Annotated in this window: 25 protein-coding genes; 14 read left to right on the top strand and 11 right to left on the bottom strand. The window is 68.1% G+C overall.

Annotated features, from left to right (window positions below; genetic code table 11):
- Together A5764_RS18675 and A5764_RS18670 are read right to left on the bottom strand one after the other, a co-directional pair.
- On the bottom strand, nt 1-1,182 hold the full coding sequence (locus A5764_RS18675) for a class I SAM-dependent RNA methyltransferase (protein ID WP_067115282.1): 1,182 nt from the start codon (nt 1,180-1,182) through the stop codon (nt 1-3).
- On the bottom strand, nt 1,179-3,173 hold the full coding sequence (locus tag A5764_RS18670; protein ID WP_067115279.1) for an APC family permease: 1,995 nt from the start codon (nt 3,171-3,173) through the stop codon (nt 1,179-1,181). The genes A5764_RS18675 and A5764_RS18670 overlap by 4 nt, the downstream gene beginning before the upstream one ends.
- Before the next feature lie 126 nt (nt 3,174-3,299).
- On the opposite strand from A5764_RS18670, the gene A5764_RS18665 reads away from it, so the two are divergent.
- Nucleotides 3,300-3,971 (top strand): TrkA family potassium uptake protein, encoded by a 672-nt coding sequence (locus tag A5764_RS18665; RefSeq protein ID WP_156664753.1) that lies wholly within the window; start codon nt 3,300-3,302, stop codon nt 3,969-3,971.
- Complete coding sequence (locus A5764_RS18660) at nt 3,968-4,642, top strand: TrkA family potassium uptake protein (protein WP_067115277.1); 675 nt, start codon at nt 3,968-3,970, stop codon at nt 4,640-4,642. The genes A5764_RS18665 and A5764_RS18660 overlap by 4 nt, the downstream gene beginning before the upstream one ends.
- On the opposite strand, the gene A5764_RS18655 is transcribed toward A5764_RS18660, so the two are convergent.
- On the bottom strand, nt 4,639-5,235 hold the full coding sequence (locus A5764_RS18655; RefSeq protein ID WP_067115351.1) for a DUF3159 domain-containing protein: 597 nt from the start codon (nt 5,233-5,235) through the stop codon (nt 4,639-4,641). The genes A5764_RS18660 and A5764_RS18655 overlap by 4 nt on opposite strands.
- Nucleotides 5,236-5,288: 53 nt before the next feature.
- A complete protein-coding gene (locus tag A5764_RS18650) occupies nt 5,289-5,657 on the bottom strand; it encodes an OB-fold nucleic acid binding domain-containing protein (RefSeq protein WP_067115275.1) in 369 nt (122 codons plus the stop codon).
- Nucleotides 5,658-5,794: 137 nt separating this feature from the next.
- Here A5764_RS18650 and A5764_RS18645 point away from each other — a divergent pair, with 137 nt between their 5' ends.
- Nucleotides 5,795-6,496, top strand: coding sequence for an alpha/beta fold hydrolase (locus A5764_RS18645; RefSeq protein WP_067115273.1), 702 nt, complete (start codon nt 5,795-5,797; stop codon nt 6,494-6,496).
- Nucleotides 6,497-6,500: 4 nt separating this feature from the next.
- Here the strand turns inward: A5764_RS18645 and A5764_RS18640 are convergent, their stop codons facing one another.
- Nucleotides 6,501-7,226, bottom strand: coding sequence for a DUF3710 domain-containing protein (locus A5764_RS18640; RefSeq protein ID WP_156664752.1), 726 nt, complete (start codon nt 7,224-7,226; stop codon nt 6,501-6,503).
- Complete coding sequence (gene dut / locus A5764_RS18635) at nt 7,226-7,690, bottom strand: dUTP diphosphatase (protein WP_369807341.1); 465 nt, start codon at nt 7,688-7,690, stop codon at nt 7,226-7,228. Before dut ends, A5764_RS18640 begins: the two co-directional genes overlap by 1 nt.
- A gap of 37 nt (nt 7,691-7,727) precedes the next feature.
- On the opposite strand from dut, the gene A5764_RS18630 reads away from it, so the two are divergent.
- Entirely contained in the window at nt 7,728-8,213 is a 486-nt protein-coding gene (locus tag A5764_RS18630) for a DUF3093 domain-containing protein (RefSeq protein ID WP_067115266.1), read from the top strand.
- A gap of 12 nt (nt 8,214-8,225) precedes the next feature.
- On the opposite strand, the gene A5764_RS18625 is transcribed toward A5764_RS18630, so the two are convergent.
- On the bottom strand, nt 8,226-8,528 hold the full coding sequence (locus tag A5764_RS18625) for a DUF4193 domain-containing protein (protein ID WP_067115263.1): 303 nt from the start codon (nt 8,526-8,528) through the stop codon (nt 8,226-8,228).
- Between the two features lie 178 nt (nt 8,529-8,706).
- On the opposite strand from A5764_RS18625, the gene cei reads away from it, so the two are divergent.
- A complete protein-coding gene (cei, locus tag A5764_RS18620) occupies nt 8,707-9,360 on the top strand; it encodes an envelope integrity protein Cei (protein ID WP_067115250.1) in 654 nt (217 codons plus the stop codon).
- 12 nt (nt 9,361-9,372) lie between these two features.
- Here cei and A5764_RS18615 read toward each other — a convergent pair whose 3' ends face one another.
- Nucleotides 9,373-10,275, bottom strand: coding sequence for an inositol monophosphatase family protein (locus tag A5764_RS18615; protein ID WP_156664751.1), 903 nt, complete (start codon nt 10,273-10,275; stop codon nt 9,373-9,375).
- A 101-nt stretch (nt 10,276-10,376) separates the two neighbouring features.
- Here A5764_RS18615 and ppgK point away from each other — a divergent pair, with 101 nt between their 5' ends.
- The 3 genes from ppgK (at nt 10,377) to A5764_RS18600 (ending at nt 13,410) form a co-directional block, all read left to right on the top strand.
- Nucleotides 10,377-11,186 carry a polyphosphate--glucose phosphotransferase gene (gene ppgK, locus A5764_RS18610; protein ID WP_067115248.1) on the top strand — a complete coding sequence of 270 codons (810 nt, stop codon included), beginning with the start codon at nt 10,377-10,379 and terminating at the stop codon, nt 11,184-11,186.
- A gap of 178 nt (nt 11,187-11,364) precedes the next feature.
- On the top strand, nt 11,365-12,936 hold the full coding sequence (locus A5764_RS18605; RefSeq protein ID WP_067115245.1) for an RNA polymerase sigma factor: 1,572 nt from the start codon (nt 11,365-11,367) through the stop codon (nt 12,934-12,936).
- Between the two features lie 66 nt (nt 12,937-13,002).
- Nucleotides 13,003-13,410 (top strand): RidA family protein, encoded by a 408-nt coding sequence (locus A5764_RS18600; protein ID WP_067115243.1) that lies wholly within the window; start codon nt 13,003-13,005, stop codon nt 13,408-13,410.
- Here the strand turns inward: A5764_RS18600 and A5764_RS18595 are convergent.
- The gene (locus A5764_RS18595) at nt 13,365-13,733 is read right to left on the bottom strand and encodes a DUF952 domain-containing protein (RefSeq protein WP_231989750.1); all 369 of its coding nucleotides are present in this window, start codon (nt 13,731-13,733) and stop codon (nt 13,365-13,367) included. The genes A5764_RS18600 and A5764_RS18595 overlap by 46 nt on opposite strands.
- 122 nt (nt 13,734-13,855) lie before the next feature.
- Here A5764_RS18595 and A5764_RS18590 point away from each other — a divergent pair, with 122 nt between their 5' ends.
- Both A5764_RS18590 and A5764_RS18585 read left to right on the top strand, forming a co-directional pair.
- A complete protein-coding gene (locus A5764_RS18590; protein WP_067115347.1) occupies nt 13,856-14,041 on the top strand; it encodes a hypothetical protein in 186 nt (61 codons plus the stop codon).
- A gap of 99 nt (nt 14,042-14,140) precedes the next feature.
- On the top strand, nt 14,141-15,130 hold the full coding sequence (locus A5764_RS18585; protein WP_067115237.1) for a YihY/virulence factor BrkB family protein: 990 nt from the start codon (nt 14,141-14,143) through the stop codon (nt 15,128-15,130).
- Here A5764_RS18585 and A5764_RS18580 read toward each other — a convergent pair whose 3' ends face one another.
- Nucleotides 15,131-15,370: a DUF3039 domain-containing protein gene (locus tag A5764_RS18580; protein WP_067115345.1), complete on the bottom strand. Its 240-nt coding sequence runs from the start codon at nt 15,368-15,370 to the stop codon at nt 15,131-15,133. It abuts the gene before it with no gap.
- 59 nt (nt 15,371-15,429) lie between these two features.
- On the opposite strand from A5764_RS18580, the gene A5764_RS18575 reads away from it, so the two are divergent.
- The 3 genes from A5764_RS18575 to A5764_RS18565 all read left to right on the top strand — a co-directional run bounded on the left by A5764_RS18575 (nt 15,430) and on the right by A5764_RS18565 (nt 17,793).
- On the top strand, nt 15,430-15,864 hold the full coding sequence (locus tag A5764_RS18575) for a DUF3099 domain-containing protein (protein ID WP_369807340.1): 435 nt from the start codon (nt 15,430-15,432) through the stop codon (nt 15,862-15,864).
- A gap of 118 nt (nt 15,865-15,982) precedes the next feature.
- Nucleotides 15,983-16,972, top strand: coding sequence for a sigma-70 family RNA polymerase sigma factor SigB (gene sigB, locus A5764_RS18570; protein WP_082951784.1), 990 nt, complete (start codon nt 15,983-15,985; stop codon nt 16,970-16,972).
- A gap of 131 nt (nt 16,973-17,103) precedes the next feature.
- Complete coding sequence (locus tag A5764_RS18565; protein ID WP_067115228.1) at nt 17,104-17,793, top strand: metal-dependent transcriptional regulator; 690 nt, start codon at nt 17,104-17,106, stop codon at nt 17,791-17,793.
- A 28-nt stretch (nt 17,794-17,821) separates the two neighbouring features.
- Here A5764_RS18565 and A5764_RS18560 read toward each other — a convergent pair whose 3' ends face one another.
- Nucleotides 17,822-18,880, bottom strand: coding sequence for a DUF4192 domain-containing protein (locus tag A5764_RS18560; protein WP_067115226.1), 1,059 nt, complete (start codon nt 18,878-18,880; stop codon nt 17,822-17,824).
- Nucleotides 18,881-18,994: 114 nt separating this feature from the next.
- Between A5764_RS18560 and sthA the strand changes: the two genes are divergently transcribed.
- Nucleotides 18,995-20,401 (top strand): Si-specific NAD(P)(+) transhydrogenase, encoded by a 1,407-nt coding sequence (gene sthA / locus A5764_RS18555; protein WP_156664754.1) that lies wholly within the window; start codon nt 18,995-18,997, stop codon nt 20,399-20,401.
- Nucleotides 20,402-20,403 lie beyond the last annotated feature (2 nt).

Here is a 20,403-nt window from a genome sequence, read left to right as displayed (position 1 = left end):
CTAGCAGACCAGCAGCGCCACGCATTCGGTGTGGTGGGTCAGGGGGAACGCGTCGAACACCTTGATCTCCTCGACGGCGTAGCCATGATCGCGGTAGATGCCGATGTCGCGCGCGAAAGACGCTGCCTCGCAGCCGATATGGACCACGCGCCGGACCCCCGCGGCGGCCAGCCGGTCGATGACGTCGCGCCCGGCGCCCGCCCGGGGCGGGTCCAGCACCGCGACGTCGGCGCGGCTGCGTTGCGCCGACAGCGCCCGCCGGACCGAATCGGTGACGATCTCGACCTGGGGCAGATCGGCGAGCGCGGCACGGGCGGCCCGCGTCGACGTTCGCGACGTGTCGACGCTCAACACCCGTCCCGACTCCCCGACCGCCTCGGCGAGCGGGGCGGCGAAAACCCCTGCGCCGCCGTAGAGATCCCAGACCGTCATGCCGGCGTCGGGTCGCGCCCAGTCGGCGACCAGGCCGCTGTAGACGGCGACCGCGTCCCGGTGCGCCTGCCAAAACGCCGTGACCGGCACCCGCCAGCTGCGCGCGCCCACCCGCTGCACCGCCTCGTAGCTGCCCTCCACCACGGTCGTCGTGGTCCGCTTGCCCTGCCGCAGGGTGCGCACCACGTGGCGCTCCCCCTCGTCGTCGACGGCCACATGGAGCTGGGCGCCCGGCGGCCAGTCGGTCTCGGCCAGCCCGTCCAGCATTCCGGCCGGAAGCTGCGCGCAGCGTAGGTCGGTCACCAGCTCGTCGCTGTGGTAGCGGTGAAAACCCGGGCGACGGTCCGCGCCCACGTCCAGCCGGACGCGGGTGCGCCAACCGGTGGGACCGGAAGCCGAGAGCGGGTCGGCCGCGCCGCTCCAGTGGTGCCCGCCCAGCCGCTGCAACTGGTTGGACACCACCTCGGCCTTGAGCGCCCGGGCCGCCTCCGGGGCGGCGAACGCCAGATCGCAGCACCCGGCACCGTCCACCCCGGCGATCGGGCACAGCGACGCGACGCGGTCGCCGGACGGCTTGATCACCTCGAGAACCTCTGCGTGCCAATAGGACCCGCGGTCGGCGGTGACGCGCACCCGGACCCGCTCGCCGGGCAGCGCGTAGCGGACGAACACGACCCGGCCCTCGTGGTGCGCCACGCAGCTGCCCCCGTTGGCGGGGGCGCCGGTGACCAGCGTCAGGTCGGTGGTCAATCGAAGATTCCGCGCCGGGCGTCGCCGGGCGCCGCGTGCGGTTGGAACGTCTTGAGCCGCTCCGACGAACTCAGTTGCCAGGGAACGGAAGTCACCATCACGTTGGGCATGAACAGCAGGCGACCCTTGAGCCGCAGCGCGCTTTGGTTGTGCAGCACCTGCTCCCACCAATGGCCCACCACATATTCGGGGATGAACACCGTCACCACGGTGCGCGGCGACTCCTTGCTGACCCGCTTGACGTAATCGAGTATGGGACGGGTGATTTCGCGGTATGGCGAGGCGACGACCTTCAGCGGCACGCTGATGTCGCTTTCCTCCCACTTGTGCACCAGCTCGCGGGTTTCCGCGTCGTCGACGCTGACCGTGAGGGCCTCGAGCGCATCGGGACGGGTGGCACGCGCGTAGGCCAGCGCGCGCAGGGTCGGCAGGTGCAATTTCGACACCAGTACCAGGGCGTGATTGCGGCTCGGCAGCACCATGTCATGCTGGGTGGCCTCTTGCTCCTCGAGCTCCTGGCTGACGGTGCCGTAGTGCCGGTGGATCATCTTCATGAGGATGAACAGCGCGCTCATCGCGAACAGGGCGATCCACGCGCCGGCCACGAACTTGGTGACCAGGACGACGAGCAACACCGCGCCGGTGGACAGCAACCCGACCGTATTGACCACGCGCGAGCGCATCATCTTGCGCCGGACCCGGGGATTGGTCTCGCTGCGCAGCAGCCGGGTCCAGTGCCGGACCATCCCGATTTGGCTGAGGGTGAACGAAATGAACACGCCGACGATGTAGAGCTGGATCAGGGCGGTGACCTCGGCGCGGAACGCGATGATCGCCAACAGGGCCGCCACCGACAGGAACAGGATGCCGTTGGAGAACGCCAATCGGTCTCCGCGCGTGTGCAATTGGCGCGGCAGGTAACTGTGCTGCGCCAGCACCGAGCCCAGCACCGGGAATCCGTTGAAGGCGGTGTTGGCGGCCAGCACCAGGATCAGGGCGGTGACCGTGGCGATCAGCAGGAAGCCGATGTGGAAGCTGCCGAACACCGTCTCGGCCAGCTGCGTGACGAGAGTCTTCTGGTAGTAGCCCGGCGGGGCCCCGGACAGCTGCGTGGCGGGATCCTCGACGAGCTTTACCCCGATCTTCTCGGCCAGCACGATGATGCCCATCAGCAGGGTCACCGCGATACCGCCCAGCCACAGCAGCGTCGTTGCGGCGTTGCGCGACTTGGGTTTCTCGAACGCCGGCACGCCGTTACTGATGGCTTCCACACCGGTCAGCGCCGCGCATCCGGACGAGAACGAGCGGGCCACCAGGAACGCCAGCGCGAAACCGATGACCGGGCCGTGTTCGGCGTGCATCTCGAATCCGGCGGATTCCGCGCGCAGCGGATTGCCGAGCACGAAGATGCGGAAGAGGCCCCAGCCGATCATGACCAGGACCCCGAAGATGAACGCGTACGTCGGCACCGCGAACGCCACCCCCGACTCGCGGACGCCGCGCAGGTTCAAGGCCATCACCAACAGGATCGCGGCGACACAGAACCACACCTTGTTCTGCGCGACGAGCGGGATCGCCGAGCCGATGTTCGACATCGCCGAGGCGGTCGAGACGGCAACGGTGAGAACGTAATCCACCATCAAAGCACTGGCGACCACGAGGCCGGCGGTGTCGCCGAGGTTGGTGGTGACCACCTCGAAGTCGCCGCCGCCCGACGGGTAGGCGTGCACGTTCTGCCGGTAGCTGGCCACCACGACCAACATCACCGCGGCCACCGCAAGCCCGATCCACGGCGTCAACGCGTAGGCGGCCACCCCGGCCACCGACAGCATGAGGAAGATCTCCTCGGGTGCGTAAGCCACCGACGACAGCGCATCGGAGGCGAACACCGGCAAGGCGATCCGCTTGGGCAGCAGCGTGTGACTCAGCCGATCGCTGCGAAACGGCTGACCGATCACCAACCGACGCGCGGCGGTTGAAAATTTGGACACGAGAGCCAAGAGTAAGCCCACCCGGGCTTGATAGCGTTCCGTAGGCGAGAATGTTCCGGACGGCCCAAAATCGGTTGACAACCGAGGTTGCCGATTCAGCGCAGGACGCAGCCGAGAGGACCTCAAGTGCGGGTGGTTGTGATGGGTTGCGGGCGGGTGGGCTCGTCGTTGGCCGACGGGCTGTCCCGCATCGGGCATGAGGTGGCGGTCATCGACCGCGATAGCACCGCGTTCAACCGGCTCAGCCCGGAATTCGCGGGCGAGCGGGTGCTGGGCCAGGGATTCGACCGAGACGTGCTGCTGAGGGCCGGCATCGAGGAAGCCGAAGCCTTCGCGGCGGTGTCCTCCGGCGACAACTCCAACATCATCTCGGCCCGGCTGGCCCGGGAGACGTTCGGCGTCCAGCGCGTCGTCGCGCGGATCTACGACGCCAAGCGCGCGGAGGTCTACGAACGCCTGGGCATTCCCACGATCGCCACAGTGCCCTGGACCACGGATCGCCTGCTCAACGCGCTGACCCGGGAAAGCGAGACCGCCAAATGGCGCGATCCGACCGGCACCGTCGCCGTGGTCGAGGTCGACCTGCACGAGGACTGGGTCGGCCATCGGGCCACCGAGCTCGAGCAGGCCACGGGCGCACGGGTGGCGTTTTTGATCAGGTTCGGCACCGGTGTGTTGCCCGGACCGAAGACCGTCATCCAGGCCGGCGATCAGGTTTACCTCGCGGCGATTTCCGGCCGCGCCGCCGAAGCGGTGGCCATCGCGGCGTTGCCGCCGAGTGAGGATCTGGAGAAATGAAAGTAGCGGTAGCTGGCGCGGGCGCGGTCGGCCGCTCGGTCACCCGGGAACTCGTCGCCAACAACCACGATGTGACGCTGATCGAGCGCAACCCCGAGCACGTCGACGTCGACGCCATCCCGGCCGCGCACTGGCGGCTGGGCGATGCCTGCGAACTGAGCCTGCTGCAGTCGGTGCACCTCGAGGACTTCGACGTGGTGGTCGCCGCGACCGGCGACGACAAGGTCAACGTGGTGCTCAGCCTGCTGGCCAAGACCGAGTTCGCGGTGCCGCGGGTGGTGGCCCGGGTCAACGATCCCCGCAACGAATGGCTGTTCACCGACGCCTGGGGTGTCGACGTGGCGGTGTCCACACCCCGCATGCTGGCGTCGCTGATCGAGGAGGCCGTCGCCGTTGGTGATCTGGTGCGGCTCATGGAATTCCGACGCGGCCAGGCCAACCTGGTCGAGATCACGCTGCCCGACGACACGCCGTGGGGCGGCAAGCCGGTGCGCCGACTGCAGCTGCCCCGGGACGCCGTGCTGGTGACGATCCTGCGCGGGCCCCGGGTCATTGTGCCCGAAGCCGACGAGCCGCTCGAGGGCGGCGACGAGCTGCTGTTCGTCGCGGTCACCGAGGTCGAAGAGGAGCTGAGCAAGCTGCTGCTGCCGGCGACCGAGCCAAGCAGTTAGACGGGGTCGGCGTCGGCTTCCTCGGCTGCGGGCATGGCGCGCTGGGCGGCCTTGATGGCCGCATAGGTCGCCAGCGCGGCCAGCAGAGTCAGCGGCCACCCCATCCCGATCCGCGCGACCCCGAGCCACCCGGTCTGGTCGGCGTCGTAGAGCAGCCGCTGGACCACGAAACGGGCGCCGAAGACCAGCGTCCAGCACACCGATGCGATGTCGAACGCGTAGACGGCACGCGGCACGTCGCGCCAGGCACGGTCACGCCCGCTGGCCCAGCTCCACAGGTGGCCCACCAGCGGGCGGCGGATCAGGACCGACACGGCGAAGACGATCGCCCATAGCAGCGACATCCAGATGCCGAGCAGGAAGTAGCCCTTGGACTGCCCGACGACGTAGGCGATCACCGCGCACACGGCGACCCCGATGAAACCGGATACCGCCGGCTGCGTGGAGTCCCGCCGGATCAGCCGCCACACCAGGACCAGCGTGGCGACGCCCAGCGCGGCCCCGATCGCGGGCATCAACCCCGCCAAGCCGGAAACCGCCACGAAAACCACCACCGGCAGCGAGGAATAGACGACACCGCTGACCCCGCCCATCTGCTCGAGCAGGCGATCGGGGCTGATGCGGTTGCCGGTGTTGCTCGGCGGCGTCACCGCTGAATTTCGTAGTGCGGGTTGTAGATGGCCTTGGTGCCGTTCTCCAGCTTGCCCATCCGGCCCCGCACCCGCAGGGTGCGGCCCGAGTCGATGCCCGGGATGCGGCGCTGCCCCAACCAGACCAGGGTGACGGTGTCGGTGCCGTCGAACAACTCGGCGCGCACGCCGCCGGAACAACCCTTGCCATTCGTCTCGACGCTGCGCAGGGTGCCGACCATCATGACCTCCTGGCCGCGCTCGCAATCGATCGCGCGCTGCGCGCCGGCGGTTGCGATTTCGTCGGTCAATTCTTCGGAGTCACGTTGCTCCGGATCCTCCGTCAACCGACGGGTGAGCCGGCGTAGATAACCTTGGGCCCCCATGGCCGCTCCTGAAAATAGTGGTAAAGCTTCGACGCTTCCATCTATGCCAACGGACACCGTAGACCTCTTGGTTCCCCGGCGCCAACCGAACCAAACTTGATGTTGGAGCGGGCCAGACGGCCGGGCAATATCGAGGGGTGGCTGTCGATCTGCGCGGTGTCACGACGGTGTTGTTGCCGGGCACCGGCTCCGACCACGACTACGTTCACCGGGCGTTTTCCGGCCCGTTGGCCGAGGCGGGCGCGTTGCTGCTCGCGCCGCCGCCGGAGCCGGATCGGTTGATCGACGGCTACCTGTCCGCCTTGGATGAGGCCGCGCGTCACGGGGCGATCGCCGTCGGCGGCGTCTCGATCGGCGGCGCGGTGGCGACCGCCTGGGCGCTGGAACGTCCCGATCGCGCGATCGCCGTCTTGGCGGCTCTGCCGGCCTGGGCCGGCGCCCCCGAGGCCGCGCCCGCGGCCCAGGCGGCGCGGTACTCGGCATCCCGGTTGCGCGCCGACGGGTTGGCGCTGACAACCACCCAGATGCGGGCGTCCAGCCCGCCGTGGCTGGCCGACGAGCTGACCCGGTCCTGGCGCGCCCAGTGGCCGCAATTGCCCGACGCCATGGAGGAGGCGGCGGCCTATGTCGCGCCGAGTTGCGCCGACCTGGCCCGGCTGTCCGCACCTCTGGCGGTGGCCGCCGCCGTCGACGATCCGATCCACCCGCTGCAGGTGGCCGTCGACTGGGTGGCCGCCGCCCCGCGCGCGGCGCTTCGGACCGTCACGCTGGATCAGATGGGCGCCGACACCGCCGCGCTGGGCGCGGCCTGCCTGGCGGCCCTGGCCGACATCGAATAGGCAGCTATCCCCCGGTCGTCGTCCGCAGCTGCTGCATCGCCGATCCCTCGGCGCTGCGGCGCGCGGCCGGCTCGTCGGGGGGCTGCTCTTGGGCCTGGGCCTGCTGCGCGGCCGCGGCCGCCCGCAGCTGTTCCGCCATCGGCTCGGGCAGCTGCACGGGCAACGGCGTCCGCACCGGCAGCGGCGTGTCACCGCGGCGAACCACGGTGTCTGCCAGCGCCGCACGCGCCTCCTGGTCCAGCGCGTCGATGGTCTCGTGCGGGCCGTTGATGACGCAGCGGATCATCCAGCGGTAGCCGTCGACGCCGATGAAACGCACCACGCCGGAGGCGGTGCCGACCACCTCGCGACCCCACGGCCCGTCCTTGATGCTGACCTTGGCCGAGTCCTTGCGCAGCGACTCGGCGAGCTCGCCGGCCACCTCACGCCACAGGCCGGCGGTCTTGGGCGCCGCGTACGCGGCGATCGTGAACCGGCCGTTGGGTGTGACCACCCATACCGCGCTGGGGACGCCGGTCTCGGTCAGTTCGACCTGCAGCTGGCCGGTCTCGGGCATCGGGATGAGCACCGAGCCCAGATCCAGCCGGGCCAGCTCGGCGACCGCGGGGTCGTCGAAGTCGTCGATGTCGAACGGGCCCTCGAGCTCTTCCAGATCTTCCGGGCCGTCCTCGGCGTCCTTGGGGTCCGTCTGCTCGATGTCGTCTTTGCCTGAGCGTCTACCTAATGCCATCACAAACTCGCATGTCCTCCGGAGGAACCGTGACCGCCGTCGCCACGGGATGTCTCGGCCAGCCCGGCCTCGTCGAACGACGACACCTCGACCAGCTCCACCAATTCCACCCGCTGCACCAGCAATTGGGCGATCCGGTCGCCGCGGTGCACCATGATGGACTCGTCCGGGTCGAGATTGATCAGCGCAACCTTGATCTCGCCGCGGTAGCCCGCGTCGATGGTTCCCGGACTGTTGACGATCGAAAGCCCAACGCGCGCAGCCAATCCCGAGCGCGGGTGAACCAGGCCGACCATCCCGTGCGGGATGGCGACCGCCACGCCCGTCCGCACCAGGGCGCGACGGCCGGGGTCCAGCTTGACGTCTTCGGCGCTGAAGAGATCGACGCCGGCGTCCCCGTCATGGGCGCGGCTGGGCAGCGGGAGTTCGGGGTCGAGGCGGACAACTTTGAGTTCAGAGGCCAGACTGGTTGACACGGGGCCACAGACTACCCTTGACCGCGTGTCTTCTACGCGCATCGCGCCGCACAGCGTGCGATATCGCGAACGACTATGGGTCCCGTGGTGGTGGTGGCCGCCGGCGTTCGGGCTGGCGGCGCTGATCGCCTTCGAAGTCAACCTCGGGGTCCGCTCCCTGCCCGACTGGCTGCCGTACGCAACGCTGTTCGTAGTGGCGGCCGCGGCGCTGTTGTGGCTGGGCCGGGTCGAAGTCCGCGTCACCACCGACCCCGCCGCGCCGGGCGGGGTGGAACTGTGGGCCGGGGAGGCGCATCTGCCGGTCAACGTGGTCGCCCGGTCCGCCGAAATAGCGCGTTCGGCAAAGTCCGCGGCCCTGGGCCGACAGCTCGACCCGGCGGCCTTCGTCCTGCATCGGGCGTGGGTCGGCCCCATGGTTCTGGTAGTCCTCGATGACCCGGACGACCCCACGCCGTACTGGCTGGTGAGCTGCCGCCACCCGGAGCGGGTGCTGTCGGCATTGCGCAGCTGACCTTCGCCGGGCTCAGGCCGCGCAGTCGGTACAGATCATCACGCCGTTCTTCTCGCTGGCCAGCCGGCTGCGGTGTTGCACCAAAAAGCAGCTCGAACAGGTGAACTCGTCGGCCTGCTTCGGAATGACGCGGACGGACAGCTCTTCACCGGACAGGTCGGCGCCGGGCAACTCGAAAGATTCGGCGGTTTCGGATTCGTCTACGTCGACAACAGCCGACGCCGCTTCGTTCCGTCGTGCTTTGAGCTCCTCCAGCGAGTCTTCCGAGACGTCGTCAGTCTCGGTACGCCGCGGAGCGTCGTAATCGGTAGGCATAATTTTCCCGCCTCATCCCCTCGAATGCCCTCGTAACCCAAGCAACGCTTTGTACCAGCGTCGAACGCATCCACCAAACGATTCGTGCCCGTATCGCGCCCCCTTACGGTGTGATTTACGTCACACCCCTGATTTGACCCTTGTCAGGTGTCTTAAACAGTGCAATTAGAGTGCAGCTGTGGTCGCACAAATCACCGAGGGTACCGCTTTTGACAAGCACGGTAGGCCCTTCCGGCGGCGCAATCCGCGTCCCGCGATCTTCGTGCTGGCCTTCCTGGTGGTGGCGACCGGGGTGGTGTGGACGGTGGCGCTGACGCGCCCGGCAAAAGTGCACGAGGCCGTGGTGTGCAACCCGCCCCCGCAACCGGCCGGGGACTCGGCGCCGGCCCAGCTCGGTGAGCAGGTACCGCGCAGCGCCATGGCCGATGTCGCGCCGGCCAAGCTCGCCGACGCCAAGGTCCGAGTGCTCAACGCCAGTGGCCGCGGCGGGCAGGCCGCCGACGTCGCGGGCGCGATGAAGGATCTGGGCTTCGCGCAGCCGACCGCCGCCAACGACCCGATCTACGCCGGCACCCGGCTGACCTGCCAAGGCCAGATCCGGTTCGGCACGGCCGGGCAGACGAGCGCGGCCGCGGTGTGGCTGGTGGCCCCGTGCACGGAACTGTTCAACGACAACCGCGCCGACGACTCCGTCGACCTCGTTCTCGGCACCGAGTTCAACGCGCTGGCCCACAACGACAACATCGACGCGGTGCTGGCCAGCCTGCGCCCGGGTGCCACCGAGCCGTCGGATCCCGCACTGCTGCAAAAGATTCACGCCAGCAGCTGCTGACGATCGATCGGCTCAGTCCGCAATCGGGTCCAGGCCGTTGAACCGCTTGAGCGCCGCCAACAGCTCGTCGGCGATGCCGGGGGCGGCGGCCACCACCAACCCCGCGCCGCCCACCGCGCCGTCCGGCGGCGGCACCAACACGCGCGCCCCCGCCTCGGCCGCGATCAGCGCACCCGCCGCGCGATCCCACACCTGCAGCCCGTGCTCGTAGAAGGCGTCCAGCCGGCCCGCCGCGACCATGCACAAATCCAGTGCGGCCGAACCGATCCGACGCACATCGCGGACCAGGGGCAGCAGGTGCGCCAACAGCGCCGCCTGGGTGGTGCGGCGCCGCGGTGAGTAACCGAAACCGGTGCCCAGCAACGACATCGACAAATCGTCGACGGCGGCGCACCGCAATGGCTCGGTCCCGCGCTCGTCGATGACATGCGCGCCAAGGCCCACCGCCGCCGAATACACCCGGCCGGCGACGACGTCGGCGACCGCGCCCGCGACCGACACCCCGTTGATCTGCGCGCCGACCGAGACCGCGTAGGCGGGGATGCCGTAGACGAAATTCACTGTGCCGTCGATGGGATCGAGCACCCAGGTGACGGCGTCAGGCGGCGTAGGCCCCAAATCACCGGCATCGGCGGGCCCACCCCCCTCCTCCCCGAGGATCGGGTCACCGGGGCGCAATTGGGCCAACCGATCTCGCAGCAGCCGCTCGGTCTCGGTGTCGACGATGGTCACCGGATCGGTCGGGGTGGTCTTCGACCGCACCGCGCCACTTCCGGAGGCGGAAACGTTCGCCGCGGCGGCACCGAACACCTCGGCGCGACGATGCCGCACGAATTTCGCGGCCTCGGCGGCCATCGTTTCGGCCACCGCACGCAGCCGCGCGGGCTCGGACGGCTGAACTGCGGGTCGCGTCACCGCTCTATCGCATCACAGCCGCCGCGGCCGCGCAGACGCCCCCGAACCGGCATCGTCCCCGCGTTAAGGTGAGCGGACACCCCAGTCCCGCAGGAGCCTCGATGACCAGCACCGCCTCGACCACTGACACGCCCAGCAGCGCCGCAGCTGCCGGCACGCCGCAGCGGCGGGGGTTCGGCATCGACGTCGGCGGCAGCGGGATCAAGGGCGGAATCGTCGACATGGACACCGGACTGTTGATCGGCGAGCGCATCAAGGTGTTGACGCCGCAGCCGGCAACGCCGCCGTCGGTCGCCAAGGCGATCGCCGAGGTTGTCAACGGGTTCGGCTGGACCGGTCCCCTCGGGGTGACCTATCCCGGCGTCGTCACCCACGGCGTCGCGCAGACGGCCGCCAACGTCGACAAATCCTGGATCGGGACCAACGCGCGCGACGTCATCAGCGCCGAATTGGACGGCCAGAAGGTCACCATCCTCAACGACGCCGACGCGGCCGGCCTTGCCGAGGAGCGCTACGGCGCGGGCCGGGACCAGTCCGGCCTGGTTGTGTTGCTCACCTTCGGCACGGGGATCGGCTCCGCGGTCATCCACAACGGGACGCTGATACCCAACACCGAGTTCGGTCATATCGAGGTTGGCGGCAAAGAGGCCGAGCATCGAGCGGCGTCATCGGTCAAGGAGAGAAACGGCTGGAGCTACGAAAGGTGGGCCAAGCAGGTCACCAGGGTGCTGGTGGCCATCGAGAACCTGATCTGGCCGGACTTGTTCGTCGCGGGCGGCGGCATCAGCCGCAAGGCCGACAAATGGCTGCCGCTGCTGGAAAACCGCACCCCGGTGGTGGCCGCCGCGCTGCAGAACACCGCCGGCATCGTGGGCGCGGCGATGGCCGCAACCTCCGACGTGACGCACTGAATTTTGGCCGGTAGGCGGGTGCGAGGCCGTACTGTCGTTACAATGGTCCTCGGCGACCAGCCCGACTGAAAGCGTGCGAGTGCACACGCAGTTATCAACGCCGACATTCGACATAGCAGACACTTTCGGTTAACCATGCCCAGACCCACCGAAAGTGCGTTCAACCGAAGGGGTGTAAGTGGCAGCGACCAAGGCAAGCCCGGCAACCGATGAGCCGGTGAAACGCAACGCCACGAAGCCTGCATCCGCCCCCGCCAAGCGACCGGCGGCCAAGGCCGCCAATGGCTCCGCGCCGGCGAAACGGGCCACCAAGACAGCACCGCGGGCCGCCAAGTCGACGAAGTCGCCGGAGGCCGAGTCGACGAAGGCCACGGCCAAGGCGAGCGAGAGCGCGAAGAAAACGCGCTCCCCGGCCAAGGGCGGCGCAGCGAAGACTCCTACGCGCGGCGCCAAGGCGGCCGCCAACGCCGCCCCGGCGGACGCCGACGCCGGCCTGGACGAGGCCCTGGACACCGACGGTGTCGTAGAGGATCTCGACGTCGAACCCGACCTCGAGGTCGAGACCGTAGAAGACCTCGAAATCGACGCCGAAGACCTAGTCCTCGACGACCTCGAGGACGTGGCGGCCGACGGCGACGATGCCGTGCTCGAGCCGGCCGACGCCGATGACGACGCCGTCACGCCGGCCGCCGCGACCACCGCGGCCGCGCCCGAAGAGGACGAGGAAATCGCCGAGCCCTCCGAAAAGGACAAGGCTTCCGGCGATTTCGTCTGGGACGAAGACGAATCCGAGGCGCTGCGGCAAGCCCGCAAGGACGCCGAACTGACCGCGTCGGCGGACTCGGTTCGCGCCTACCTCAAGCAGATCGGCAAGGTGGCGCTGCTCAACGCCGAAGAAGAGGTTGAGCTCGCGAAGCGGATCGAGGCCGGCCTGTACGCCACCCAGCTGATGAGCGAGTACGCGGAGAAGGGCGAGAAACTGCCCGCCGCCCAGCGCCGCGACATGATGTGGATCTGCCGCGACGGCGACCGCGCCAAAAACCATCTGCTGGAAGCCAACCTGCGGCTGGTGGTTTCGCTGGCCAAGCGCTACACGGGCCGCGGCATGGCGTTCCTGGACCTCATCCAGGAAGGAAACCTGGGCCTCATCCGCGCGGTCGAAAAGTTCGACTACACAAAGGGATACAAGTTCTCCACGTACGCGACGTGGTGGATCCGCCAGGCCATCACCCGCGCCATGGCCGACCAGGCCCGCACCATTCGCATCCCCGTGCACATGGTCGAGGTGATCAACAAGCTGGGCCGCATCCAGCGCGAGCTGCTACAGGACCTGGGCCGCGAGCCCACGCCCGAGGAACTCGCCAAGGAAATGGACATCACGCCGGAGAAGGTGCTCGAGATCCAGCAGTACGCGCGCGAGCCGATCTCGCTAGACCAGACCATCGGCGACGAGGGCGACAGCCAGCTCGGTGACTTCATCGAGGACAGCGAAGCGGTGGTGGCGGTCGACGCGGTGTCGTTCACCTTGCTGCAGGACCAGCTGCAGTCGGTGCTGGAGACCCTCTCCGAGCGCGAAGCCGGCGTAGTACGGCTGCGCTTCGGGCTCACCGACGGCCAGCCCCGGACCCTCGACGAGATCGGCCAGGTTTACGGCGTGACCCGCGAGCGCATCCGCCAGATCGAGTCGAAGACGATGTCAAAACTGCGCCACCCCAGCCGTTCCCAGGTGTTGCGCGACTACCTGGACTAGCCTCTTGGGCCGAAAGCCTTGATAGCCAAGCATTTTCGAGGCGGCTAGCGGTGGTATCGTGACCGCATGCAAACCCACCGCACCCTGGTCTCGTCCGGATCCGAATTCGAAGCCGCGGTCGGCTATTCGCGCGCGGTACGTGTGGGCCCGCACGTGGCCGTGGCCGGAACGACCGGCGCCGGGCCTGCCGGCGATATCGCCGCCCAGGCCCGAGATGCTTTGCGCCGCATCGAAATTGCGCTGCGCCAGGCGGGCGCGGCGCTCGGCGACGTGGTCCGCACCCGGATGTACGTGACCGATATCTCGCGTTGGCGAGAGGTCGCGGCGGTGCATTCGGAGGTTTTCGGCGAGACACGTCCGGTGGCCACCATGGTCGAGGTTTCCGCGCTGATCGCACCCGAGCTGCTGGTGGAGATCGAAGCCGACGCCTACGTCACGAGCGGCGGGAACGAGCCGTCGGGCGCCGGCCGATAGGGAGTGACAGCGATCACAGCGCCCACCGGCAGGGGACCGTACAGATGCGGGAACAGCATCGCCTGCGGATCGGTTGCCACCCCGGGTTCCCATCGCACGGGTGAGCCCAGCCGCGCCGGGTCGACGTGCAGCAGGACCAGGTCGTCGCGACCGCGGTAGAGCCGGGTGGCGGGCAGGTGCACCTGCTCGGGTGCCGACAAGTGGATGTAGCCGCCGCCGGCGGACGTGTCGGGACGGATTGCGCCGCGGGTTCGGGCGCGCGACCAGTCCTGCGCCCCGCACATGTGCACCAGTACGCCAGGAGCGAACGTCACAGTCGCCACCTTAAGGAGAGGCTGCGGCGGGTGTGAGCAGGTCGTGAGAAACGACACACCTGATAACGATCGGGGAACAACGCGAAAACCGGATACGTCTGAGACAGTGAATGCACGAGAACGGAGAGCCCATGAACGCAACGCTGACCAGTGCCGAGCTGACAAAGGCAGACCGCTGCGACCGCTGCGGTGCCGCGGCTCGCGTCCGTGCCAAGCTGCCTTCCGGACTTGAGCTTCTCTTCTGCCAACACCACGCCAACGAGCACGAGGCCAAGCTGACCGAGCTGGACGCCGTGCTGGAGGTCAGCGGAAGCTAAGGCTTACCGAGCCCACCCTGAGGCAACTCCGCCATAGGCAACAACTCACCCATAGGCAATGTGGAGCGGGCGAGCAGTCATCGGTAATGCTGGACGGGTATGAGCGCCCAGGCCGCGAAGCCGTCCCGTCACCACATTTGGCGAATCAGCCTTAGGACCCTGTCCAAGAGCTGGGACGACTCCATCTTTTCCGAGTCGGCCCAGGCGGGCTTTTGGTCGGCGCTTTCACTGCCGCCGCTGTTGCTCGGGCTGCTGGGTACCTTGGCCTACGTCGCGCCGCTGTTCGGTCCGGACATGCTGCCCAGCATCGAACGCCAGGTGATCTCGACGGCGCACAGCGTGTTCTCCCCCAGCGTGGTCAACGAGATCATCGAGCCGACCATCCGGGACATCGCCAGCAACGCCCGCGGCGAAGTGGTGTCGCTGGGTTTTCTGATCTCGCTGTGGGCGGGATCGTCGGCCATCTCGGCGTTCGTCGATTCGGTGGTCGAGGCGCACGACCAGACGCCGTTGCGCCACCCCGTGCGGCAACGCTTCTTCGCGCTGTTTTTGTACGTGGTGGGACTGGTGGCGGTGGTCGCGACGGCGCCCTTGGTGGCGGTGGGCCCGCGCAAGATCTCCGAAAACATCCCGGTTGGCCTGGCCAACGTGCTGCGCTACGGGTATTACCCCGCGCTGATCCTCGTCCTGACGGTCACGGTGATGATCCTGTACCGGGTGTCGCTGCCGGTACCGCTGCCGTCGCATCGGCTGATCTTCGGTGCCATCCTGGCGACCGCCGTCTTCGTGATCGCCACGCTGGGATTGCGGTTCTACCTGAGGTGGATCACCAGCACCGGCTATACCTACGGCGCGCTGGCCACCCCGATAGCGTTCCTGCTGTTCGCCTTCTTCGGCGGTTTCGCGATCATGCTGGGCGCCGAACTCAACGCGGCCATCCAGGAGGAATTTCCCGCACCCAAGACACACGCGCACCGGTTGCGCAACTGGGTGCTGGCGCGGATGCCCGCACACCGGCGGGCGGTCAATTCGGCGTCCAGCCCGGCGGCACCCCACCGCGACATCGCGGCCGCCGAGCCGCCGGCCTGATCAGTCCTTCTTGAGCCGTTCGTAGATCCGCTTGCACTCTGGGCAGACGGGCGAGCCCGGCTTCGCCGCCCGGGTGACGGGGAACACCTCGCCGCACAGTGCCACCACGTGGTTGCCCATGACGGCGCTCTCGGCGATCTTGTTCTTCTTGACGTAATGGAAGTACTTGGGGGTGTCGCTGCCGGTCCCGTCGTCGACGCGTTCGTCGGTGTCGGTGCGTTCGATCGTCTGGGTCTGCATACCTGACATCTCCATGCCTGACATTGTGCCTCCTAACTCACTGGTGGCGGAATCGATCTGTGTGGGACAGTGGATATATGAGGCGCCGCTCGGAGGTTAATTTCGACGGCTTTGACGACAGTGGCCGCCCGGTACTGATCACCACCGCCGCCCCTTCCTACGAGGAGGAGCACCGCGCCCGGGTGCGTAAATACCTGACGCTGATGGCGTTTCGGGTTCCGGCCCTGATTTTGGCCGCCGTCGCGTACGGCGCCTGGCATAACGGACTGATCTCATTGCTGATCGTGGGCGCCTCGGTGCCCCTGCCGTGGATGGCCGTGCTGATCGCCAACGACCGGCCGCCCCGCCGGTCCGACGAGCCGCGCCGGTTCGACGAGTCGCGGCGCCGCACGCCGCTTTTCCCGCGGGCCGAACGGCGCGCGATCGAGCCCCGGCAACCCGGCTACCCGCCAACAGAATCGCCGCACCGCGTCTACGACGACGGTTCCGGTTAGCCCGCCGATCGTCACACTTCTCAGGACATTCTCAGGTCGTCGGCACATTTCTGCACGTCAAGGCGTGTGAGATCACGAGACCGCGGGAACTCCCAGGGCGGATATGTCGTTAAACGACATGACAGTAAAAGCCAAACGGGAGGTCGCTATGGCGAATGCCACCACAAGCAGGTTTGACGGCGATCTGGATGCTCAAAGCCCGGCGGCGGACCTCGTGCGCGTATACCTCAATGGCATTGGTAAGACGGCGTTGCTCAACGCGGCAGGTGAAGTCGAACTGGCCAAGCGCATCGAAGCCGGACTTTATGCCGAGCATCTGCTGGAGACTCGTAAGCGCCTCGGCGAGAACCGCAAACGCGATCTCGAAGCCGTAGTGCGCGATGGCGAGGCAGCGCGCCGTCACCTGCTGGAAGCGAATCTGCGCCTGGTGGTTTCGCTGGCCAAGCGGTACACCGGCCGCGGGATGCCGTTGCTGGACCTCATCCAGGAGGGCAACCTGGGGTTGATCCGCGCGATGGAGAAGTTCGACTACACAAAGGGTTTCAAGTTCTCGACCTATGCCACCTGGTGGATCCGACAGGCCATCACGCGCGGCATGGCCGACCAGAGCCGCACCATCCGCCTGCCGGTTCACCTGGTTGAGCAGGTCAACAAGCTGGCGCGGATCAAGCGCGAGATGCACCAGAACCTGGGGCGCGAGGCCACCGACGAGGAGCTGGCCGCCGAGTCCGGCATCCCGATCGAAAAAATCAACGACCTGCTGGAGCACAGCCGCGACCCGGTGAGCCTGGACATGCCCGTCGGCTCCGAGGAGGAAGCGCCGCTGGGCGATTTCATCGAGGACGCCGAGGCGATGTCGGCGGAGAACGCCGTGATCGCCGAGCTGCTGCACACCGACATCCGCAGCGTGCTGGCCACTCTCGACGAGCGCGAGCACCAGGTGATCCGGTTGCGCTTCGGCCTCGACGACGGCCAGCCCCGCACCCTGGACCAGATCGGCAAGCTGTTCGGTCTGTCCCGCGAGCGGGTCCGCCAGATCGAGCGCGACGTCATGTCCAAGCTGCGCCACGGCGAGCGCGCCGACCGGCTTCGGTCGTACGCCAGCTAGGCCTCCCACTAGAGCCAGGTAGCAAGACGGTATGCCCGCCGCGTCAGCGGCGGGCATACTGCTTGCCTAGGAACCGTTACACCCATTCACGCAGCTGGCCAAGTAGACTCAGCGTCAACGGAGGGTGCTGGATGAACGACCTGGTTGATACGACCGAGATGTACCTGCGGACCATTTACGACCTCGAGGAAGAGGGCGTCACGCCGCTGCGTGCCCGGATCGCAGAACGCCTCGACCAGAGCGGCCCGACCGTCAGCCAGACCGTGTCGCGCATGGAGCGCGACGGATTGCTCCACGTCGCCGGGGACCGCCACCTCGAGCTCACCGACAAGGGCCGGGCGCTGGCCATCGCGGTGATGCGCAAGCACCGCCTCGCCGAACGACTGCTCGTCGACGTCATCGGGTTGCCGTGGGAGGAAGTTCACGCCGAGGCGTGCCGGTGGGAGCACGTGATGAGCGAGGACGTCGAACGCCGGCTGGTCAAGGTGCTCAACCACCCGACCACCTCCCCGTTCGGCAACCCGATCCCGGGTCTGCTGGATTTGGGCGTGGGCCCGGAGTTCGGCGCCGAGGACGCCAACCTCGTGCGGCTGACCGAGCTGCCCGGCGGGTCGCCGGTGGCGGTGGTCGTGCGCCAGCTCACCGAACACGTCCAGGGCGACATCGATCTGATCACCCGCCTGAAGGACGCCGGCGTGGTGCCCAACGCGCGGGTGACCGTCGAGACCGGTCCGGCCGGGGTCACGATTCTCATCCCGGGCCACGAGAAGGTCACCCTGCCGCACGCGATGGCGCACGCGGTCAAGGTCGAAAAGGTCTGACCCAGTGCAGATGGCGGCGACCAACTAGCTACCCCGCCCGGCGCCCGAACGCCCGTCGCGGCGGGAGCCGCACCCCCAATTGCTTGGCCAGGCGGTAGCCGGTGACCGCAAGTTCCCGGATGCGCTCGGGCCGCAGGCCCGACTGCAACGCCCGGTCCAGCATGCCCGCCATCCGATGGTCGGGGTCGCAGCGCAGCGCGGCGTCCAGCGACACCCCGGCGAGCGGGCCGTCGCCGCGGGCGTAGGCGCTGAACGCGAGCAACCCCAACGCCTCGACCCGCCACGGCGGGGGCAGGGTGCGCGACAGCAGCGCCCACAGCGACTCGGCGTCGCCGGCGCGCTCGCCCACCGCCAGCGCATACAGGGTGTCGCGCACCTGCACGTCGCTCAGGGCGCAGCCGAGCTGCGCCAGTTCGCCGTCGGACAGCGTCTGCCCGGCGGCGATCCGCGAGGCGGCGGCCATCGCGTTCTTCACGTCGCGGCGCCGGCACTGCGCAGGATTGGCGCGGCGCGCCGCCTCCCGCGTCGCGGCCTGCCGCGTGATCGTCTCGGCAAGCGCGGCGCTGCGCGCCGGGTCGTCGACCGCGATGACAGCCTGCAGGTCGGCGCGGCGCGCGTAGAGCCGCCTGCCGTCGAGCACCGCCGCGGCGGCCAGCGGCGAGGCGCAGGGATCCTCCACCGCGCCGCCGGCACCGCAGCCGTCCACGCAATGCCAGCGCCCGCCCAGGGCCACCCGATCCACCACGTGGGCGGCCCACAGCTCAATGTCGTGCTGCGCCAACGACTCTGCCAGCGTCGCGCACAGCTGGCGGTATTCCTCGTTGCATCCCGGGCAGCGCGCGCCGTCGGCGTCCACGATCACCGCGATCGCCGCCTCGGGCCTGGCCGCGGCGGCGATTTCGGCGAGGTGCCCAACCTGCTCGTCCATCTCCTCGGACAGGTCGGCCCGAAGCACCGACCCCAGTTCACCGTCGTCCACCGAGACCAGGACCAATGAACTTTCCGGGACGAAGCCGAGAACGGCGGGTAGCGCGGCGATCAGCGCTCCGGGGCGGTTGAGTTCGAAATCGGGTCGATGCGTCGTCATGAGCACCCACGCTGACGGCGGGCACCGTCAAACGGCGCTCGCGCAACGGGATCGAGCCGCTCGTCTGTGGAGAAAGTCTCGACTGTGGGCCTTATCGTCTATCCCATGGGTTCGATGCAGGAGTACGACATCGTCGTCATCGGTTCGGGACCGGGCGGCCAGAAGGCGGCCATCGCCTCGGCCAAGCTTGGCAAGTCTGTCGCCATCATCGAGCGCGGCCGAATGCTGGGCGGGGTGTGCGTCAACACGGGCACGATCCCGTCAAAGACGCTGCGTGAGGCGGTGCTTTACCTCACCGGGATGAACCAGCGCGAGCTCTACGGGGCCAGCTACCGCGTGAAGGACCGGATCACCCCGGCCGACCTGCTGGCGCGGACCCAGCATGTGATCGGCAAGGAGATCGACGTGGTGCGCAACCAGTTGATGCGCAACCGGATCGACCTGCTGATCGGTCACGGCCGCTTCGTCGACCAGCACACCATCGTCGTCGAAGACCCGGGCCGCCGGGAGATGACCACGGTCAGCGGCGAATACATCGTCATCGCCACCGGCACCAGGCCGGCACGACCGTCCGGGGTCGAGTTCGACGAGGACCGGGTACTCGACTCCGACGGGATCCTCGATCTCAAATCGCTGCCGGCCTCGATGGTCGTCGTCGGTGCCGGCGTGATCGGCATCGAGTACGCCTCGATGTTCGCCGCGCTGGGCACCAAGGTGACCGTCGTGGAAAAGCGGGACGACATGCTGGACTTCTGCGATCCCGAGGTGGTCGAGGCGCTCAAGTTCCACCTGCGTGACCTGGCGGTGACCTTCCGGTTCGGTGAGGAGGTGACCGCGGTCGACGTCGGTGCCGCGGGCACCGTCACCACCTTGGCCAGCGGCAAGCAGATTCCCGCCGAGACGGTCATGTACTCCGCGGGCCGCCAGGGCCAGACCGATCACCTCGATCTGCACAACGCCGGCCTCGAGGTCGAGGGGCGCGGACGCATCTGGGTCGATGACAAGTTCAAGACCAAGGTGGAACACATCTACGCCGTCGGCGACGTGATCGGCTTCCCCGCGCTGGCATCCACCTCGATGGAACAGGGACGCCTCGCCGCCTACCACGCGTTCGGGGAAGCGTGCGACGGCATCACCGACCTGCAGCCCATCGGCATCTATTCGATCCCCGAGATCTCCTACGTCGGGGCCACCGAGGTGGAGCTGACCAAGAACTCGGTTCCCTACGAGGTGGGGGTCGCGCGATACAAGGAGCTGGCCCGCGGCCAGATTGCCGGAGACTCCTACGGCATGCTCAAGCTGCTGGTGTCGACCGAGGATCGCAAGCTGCTCGGGGTACACATCTTCGGCACCAGCGCCACCGAGATGGTGCACATCGGCCAGGCCGTGATGGGCTGCGGCGGCACCGTTGACTACCTGGTCGACGCGGTGTTCAACTTTCCGACGTTCTCCGAGGCCTACAAGGTCGCCGCGCTGGACGTGACGAACAAGATGCGCGCGCTCAGCCAGTTCCGCCGCTGAGG

Source organism: Mycobacterium sp. 852002-51057_SCH5723018, from assembly GCF_001667035.1.
Lineage (GTDB): Bacteria > Actinomycetota > Actinomycetes > Mycobacteriales > Mycobacteriaceae > Mycobacterium.
The sequence above is the reverse complement of the archived record's forward strand: the minus strand, read 5'-3'. Positions and strand labels throughout refer to the sequence as shown.

What these genes read in the sequence shown, in the direction of transcription:
- A5764_RS18625 (WP_067115263.1), bottom strand. Translation starts at nt 8,528, where the DNA reads ATGCCTACCGATTACGACGCTCCGCGGCGTACCGAGACTGACGACGTC.
- A5764_RS18585 (WP_067115237.1), top strand. Translation starts at nt 14,141, where the DNA reads ATGAGCGCCCAGGCCGCGAAGCCGTCCCGTCACCACATTTGGCGAATC.
- A5764_RS18660 (WP_067115277.1), top strand. Translation starts at nt 3,968, where the DNA reads ATGAAAGTAGCGGTAGCTGGCGCGGGCGCGGTCGGCCGCTCGGTCACC.
- ppgK (WP_067115248.1), top strand. Translation starts at nt 10,377, where the DNA reads ATGACCAGCACCGCCTCGACCACTGACACGCCCAGCAGCGCCGCAGCT.
- A5764_RS18655 (WP_067115351.1), bottom strand. Translation starts at nt 5,235, where the DNA reads ATGGGCGGGGTCAGCGGTGTCGTCTATTCCTCGCTGCCGGTGGTGGTT.
- A5764_RS18560 (WP_067115226.1), bottom strand. Translation starts at nt 18,880, where the DNA reads ATGACGACGCATCGACCCGATTTCGAACTCAACCGCCCCGGAGCGCTG.
- A5764_RS18580 (WP_067115345.1), bottom strand. Translation starts at nt 15,370, where the DNA reads ATGCAGACCCAGACGATCGAACGCACCGACACCGACGAACGCGTCGAC.
- A5764_RS18565 (WP_067115228.1), top strand. Translation starts at nt 17,104, where the DNA reads ATGAACGACCTGGTTGATACGACCGAGATGTACCTGCGGACCATTTAC.
- A5764_RS18590 (WP_067115347.1), top strand. Translation starts at nt 13,856, where the DNA reads ATGAACGCAACGCTGACCAGTGCCGAGCTGACAAAGGCAGACCGCTGC.
- A5764_RS18650 (WP_067115275.1), bottom strand. Translation starts at nt 5,657, where the DNA reads ATGGGGGCCCAAGGTTATCTACGCCGGCTCACCCGTCGGTTGACGGAG.
- A5764_RS18640 (WP_156664752.1), bottom strand. Translation starts at nt 7,226, where the DNA reads ATGGCATTAGGTAGACGCTCAGGCAAAGACGACATCGAGCAGACGGAC.
- A5764_RS18600 (WP_067115243.1), top strand. Translation starts at nt 13,003, where the DNA reads ATGCAAACCCACCGCACCCTGGTCTCGTCCGGATCCGAATTCGAAGCC.
- sthA (WP_156664754.1), top strand. Translation starts at nt 18,995, where the DNA reads ATGCAGGAGTACGACATCGTCGTCATCGGTTCGGGACCGGGCGGCCAG.
- sigB (WP_082951784.1), top strand. Translation starts at nt 15,983, where the DNA reads ATGACAGTAAAAGCCAAACGGGAGGTCGCTATGGCGAATGCCACCACA.